The sequence below is a fragment of the Bradyrhizobium sp. genome (genome assembly GCF_016462955.1).
Taxonomy (GTDB): Bacteria; Pseudomonadota; Alphaproteobacteria; order Rhizobiales; family Xanthobacteraceae; genus Bradyrhizobium.
In genome coordinates this window covers 9,107-13,592 of the sequence record NZ_JAEMSD010000152.1, presented here as the reverse complement: position 1 = coordinate 13,592, position 4,486 = coordinate 9,107, and the positions used below count along the sequence as shown (strand labels likewise).

At 65.8% G+C, this 4,486-nt stretch carries 5 protein-coding genes and 1 pseudogene; all 6 read right to left on the bottom strand.

The window, feature by feature from the left end:
- Window positions 1-154: 154 nt before the first annotated feature.
- The gene (locus JHD07_RS17290; RefSeq protein ID WP_291624362.1) at window positions 155-589 is read right to left on the bottom strand and encodes a hypothetical protein; all 435 of its coding nucleotides are present in this window, start codon (window positions 587-589) and stop codon (window positions 155-157) included.
- A gap of 386 nt (window positions 590-975) precedes the next feature.
- Window positions 976-1,677, bottom strand: coding sequence for a transcriptional repressor LexA (gene lexA / locus JHD07_RS17285; RefSeq protein ID WP_091886069.1), 702 nt, complete (start codon window positions 1,675-1,677; stop codon window positions 976-978).
- Between the two features lie 177 nt (window positions 1,678-1,854).
- Entirely contained in the window at window positions 1,855-3,066 is a 1,212-nt protein-coding gene (glp, locus tag JHD07_RS17280) for a gephyrin-like molybdotransferase Glp (protein ID WP_291624356.1), read from the bottom strand.
- A 213-nt stretch (window positions 3,067-3,279) separates the two neighbouring features.
- Window positions 3,280-3,474 (bottom strand): hypothetical protein, encoded by a 195-nt coding sequence (locus tag JHD07_RS17275; protein ID WP_291624354.1) that lies wholly within the window; start codon window positions 3,472-3,474, stop codon window positions 3,280-3,282.
- Window positions 3,475-3,631: 157 nt separating this feature from the next.
- Complete coding sequence (locus JHD07_RS17270; protein ID WP_291624352.1) at window positions 3,632-4,255, bottom strand: HAD family phosphatase; 624 nt, start codon at window positions 4,253-4,255, stop codon at window positions 3,632-3,634.
- A 20-nt stretch (window positions 4,256-4,275) separates the two neighbouring features.
- A pseudogene (locus JHD07_RS17265) lies at window positions 4,276-4,486 on the bottom strand (alpha-hydroxy-acid oxidizing protein); the annotation flags it as partial.

Below are 4,486 nucleotides of genomic sequence, written 5' to 3'. Positions count from 1 at the left end.
CAGCCGGGATGCAACGCCATCGGAGACCGACTTGCAGGCTGACGATTGAGGATCGATGCGGGGCGGCGGTCCGGCGGGGCTGCGTAGGACGCAAGCCATACCATCTCGCCGGCCTCGGCCGGCGATGGCATTTCCACTTCCGGGCCTCGACCGATCAGCCGATCGGCTGGCGTGCGATCGTGGACCGCGTGTCGGCGACGATCTGCGGCTTGTGCTCGCGTTCGCCCACCGCCTGGGTCACTGGCAGTTGCAGCACGGTCGCGCGCTGGCCTTCGACGAGCTGTGTCACCAGCACGTATCTGCCGTCGGGGAATTCGATCGCATCGTGATGGCGATCGGGAATGTGCGGGTCGATCTTGCCGAACTTGCCGACGCGTGAGTTGACGGTGCGCGTCCAGATCCAGCGATTGTCGTAGCGGACGTTGTCGGCGAAGGCGAGCTCCGTTCCCGGCAGCAGGCAGACCGCGACGGAGAGATCGGCTGCGGAGGCGAAGCCGCGCGTCGAGGTGCCGCGGAAGGTTGTCGTGACGATCGTCTCGCCGACTTCGGCGGGGCGTGTCGCGACGGCATGCAGGCTGTAGTCACACATCGGGTGCTCCTCATGCGAAGATGGCGACCCGCGTCTCTTCGAGGCGCAGGCCTCTCTCAGAGTGAGCCTGCGACGCTCTGCTTGGTTATGGGCAAATCTGCGGCTCGCGTGCGCAGCACGCGATCACATTATCTTTCTCGGCGCGATTAGGAACAAACCGGGCGTCGATGCATTCGGCAGAGCGGATCAGCGCCAGCCGGCATCAGCTTGGATTTTTGGCGCGCGATGGCTGCGTGCCTGCGCTTGCGGACGAGAAAGTCGCGCAGAAGGAGGGGCCGGACAGTCAGCGCAGAACCAGAGGGACCATCCAGCCGAAGCGGACGAAGCGTCCGCTCCAATCTTGGATCGAGGGTGCCGGTCGAAAGCGCGCGGCGTGCTCGATAAGCTCAATACTTCCGGTAGAGCCCGATCAGCTTGCCCTGAATCTTCACGCGGTTCGGCGGCAGGATGCGCACCTCGTAGGCGGCATTGGCAGGTTCGAGCGCGATCGAGGCGCCGCGGCGGCGGAAGCGCTTGAGCGTGGCCTCCTCGTCGTCGATCAGCGCCACCACGATGTCGCCGGTATCGGCGCTCTCGTTGCGCTGGATCAGCGCCATGTCGCCGTCGAGGATGCCGGCCTCGACCATCGAATCGCCGCGCACTTCGAGCGCGTAATGCTCGCCCGAGCCGAGCATGTCGGGCGGCACGCTGATGGTGTGGCTGCGGGTCTGCAACGCCTCGATCGGCGTGCCGGCCGCGATGCGACCCATCACGGGCACCGCTACGGGCCGTTCGCCCTCGTCCGCGGGCGGGCTGGAGCTCGCGCGCACCTTGCCGAGATTGCCCTCGATGACGCTCGGGGTGAAGCCGCGGCGATTGCCGGCGGCGGCCTGGAGCTCAGGCAGCTTGATCACCTCGATGGCACGGGCACGGTTGGGCAGGCGGCGAATGAAGCCGCGCTCCTCGAGCGCCGTGATCAGGCGGTGAATGCCCGACTTCGAGCGCAGGTCGAGCGCATCCTTCATCTCGTCGAAGGACGGCGGCACGCCGCTTTCCTTCAGACGCTCGCTGATGAACCGCAGAAGCTCGTATTGTTTGCGCGTCAACATCTCGACCTAAGTCCCCCGGTTGATGTCGTTCGATTCCGAGACGATGGAATTCGGCAATAAGCCGCTACATCCTCGAAACAAATCATGAACGGACCCTATATGTTCGATATGTGTTCCGCAACTGCTTAATTTACGGTGAACGGGGCGGGGTTCGCGGAATGCGTGCGGGCCCGGTGTTCAGACCGGAAGCCGCAGCACCTCGCAAGGCGTGCCGGCCTCAGCCTTCGGCGCGAAGGGCGCGCGCACGAGAAGTACCTGTGCCGCAGCGAGATTCGCAAGCAGCGAAGAGTCCTGATGATTGACGGGGACGGCGACGGGCGTGCCGTCCTCGCGCAGCTCCAGGCGTGCGCGCAGGTAATCCTCGCGCTGGTCGTTGGCACCGAGGTCGCGGCCCAGCACGGCGCGCTCACGCTGATGACGAATGTTGGAGCGGCCCGACAGCGCACGAATCAGCGGCACCATGAACAGGAAGGCGCACACGTAGGACGAGACGGGATTGCCGGGCAGGCCGATCACGCGCATGGCGTCGAGCCGTCCGTGCATCATCGGCTTGCCAGGCCGAATCGCGATCTTCCAGAACGCCATCGCGATGCCTTCGTCTCTCAGCGCCTGCTGGACCAGGTCGTGGTCGCCGACCGACGCACCGCCGGTCGTGACCAGGATGTCGGCACCGCGCTCGCGGGCCCGGCGGATGCCGGCGGACGTGGATTCCAGCGTGTCGGCGGCAATGCCGAGGTCGATGGTCTCGGCGCCCTCGCTGCGCGCCAGCGCATGCAGGGCATAGCCGTTGGAATAGACGATCTGGCCGGGTCCCGGCGTGGTGCCGGGCGTCACGAGTTCGTCTCCGGTGGCGAGGATCGCGACCTTCGGACGACGGCAGACGGCAAGCTGCGGGTGGTTCATGGCGGCGGCGAGCGCGAGATCGCGCTCGGTGAGACGAGTTCCCTTGCGCAGGAGCACGTCGCCTTCAGCAAAGTCGACGCCGGCGCGGCGAATGTGCCGCCCGGGAATCGCGGCCTCCTTGATCGTGACGCCGCTGCCGTCCGCGACGGTGTCCTCCTGGATCACCACCGCGTCGGCGCCGTCGGGAATGACGCCCCCGGTGAAGATTCGCACGGCTTCGCCGGGGCCGACCGTTCCGGCGAACGGACGGCCGGCTGCGACCTCGCCGGTCACATTAAGCCTGGAATCGATCGTGGCCGCGTCGGCCGCGCGCACCGCGTAGCCGTCCATCGCCGACATCGCCTCGGGCGGTTGCGTGCGCCGCGCCGCGAGGTCGCGCGCGAGCACGCGATGGTAGGCCTGGTCGAGGGCAACGATCTCTTCGGCCAGCGGCTCGGCATCGGCCAGCACCGCCGCGAGCGCGTCAGAAACCGGCATCAAGGCCACGGGTGAACTCCTGCTGGGCACATCGGCAATGGGGCCGCAGTGTTCTAGCCGAGGAGGCGCGTGAGGCAAAGCCGCCCGCGGAATGTCGTGCGTGATCTCGCTCGCGTGGAATGCAGCTCACGTCCGTCGCGGCATGATCCGGCAGGCGAGAAAGACCGGCACGAGGATCGCCATGACGAGGACAAGAAGGACGAGCGCCACGGCCGGCATCGGTCAACTCCCGCTCCGCCGGTCCCGCTCGACGTCCGGCGCCCTGGGGCCTTGATCCTTGTCGGGCAGCGGATCGGCCTGGGATTTCAGGTCGGCCGCCTTGCTGATGAGCTTGGCAGATAGGTCCGAATCCGAGGTGGTTCTGGCGAATTCAAGCAGGAGAGAGGCTTGCTTTGTAAGGTAGGTCTTGCCCAGCACGTCGTCAGTCCAATGTAGAAGTCCCCAACGGATTCATGAGTCCGAAGGGTGGTATTCCGTTCCGGGAACTCTGTATAAAAATGCACAAAGCGATTGGGTTCCACATCGCGACGTAATTTAGTTCCGGAAAAGAGGGTTCTCCGGCTCTTGCGTCGCCTTAGATGCCCAAGGCCTTCAGTGCGATCCCGACATCGCGCGGCGAGGTGACATGCACCGCCGTCAAGCCGCGCGCCCGCGCTCCTTCGATGTTCTCGGCGAGATCATCGAAGAAGACGATGCGCTCCGCCGGCACGCCGATCGCCGCGACGACATGGTCGAAAGCCTCCGCATCCGGTTTGCGCAGGCCGATACTGGAGGACAGATACAGCTCGCGGAAGTGACCGAGCAGATCGGCATATTCCTTCGAGAAATAGGCTACGTGCGGCTGATTGGTGTTGGAGAAGGCGTAGAGCGGCATCTGCCTCGCCGCGCGCGGCAGCAACTCGGCGATGTCAGGCATCTCGCCGGCGAAGATCGCGTTCCAGCCCTCCAGGAACTGCGCGTCCGAAATGCCGATCCCGAGCGAGGATCGCAGCGAGGCGAAATAATCCTCGTCGCTGATCTTTCCCATCTCGTGCAACCGATATGCCTCGTCGCGCACATAGCGCGCGACGATGGCCTCGGGCTGGCAGCCCGCATGTCCCGCCCAGCAGGCGATCGCCTTGGAAAAGTCGATGTCGAGCACCACGCGCCCGAGGTCGAACAGGAGCGCATCCGCGCTGCCGGGAGAGAGCGATGTCATTGCGTCCTTTTCACATGGCGTCAGTAACGATAGGGCTCGTGGTCGAACAGCGGGAACGCGCTGAACACGCTGGGCGCGTTGGTGGCGGTCGCCGGATGCAGGCAGGATTTGTCGACCTCGGCAAACGAGGTGGCGCCGAGCAGGCCGAGGCAGCGCAGCACCTCGTCCTCCAGCAGCTCCAGCATGCGCGCGACGCCGGCTTCGCCGGCCGCGGCCAGCGCCCAGCATTGC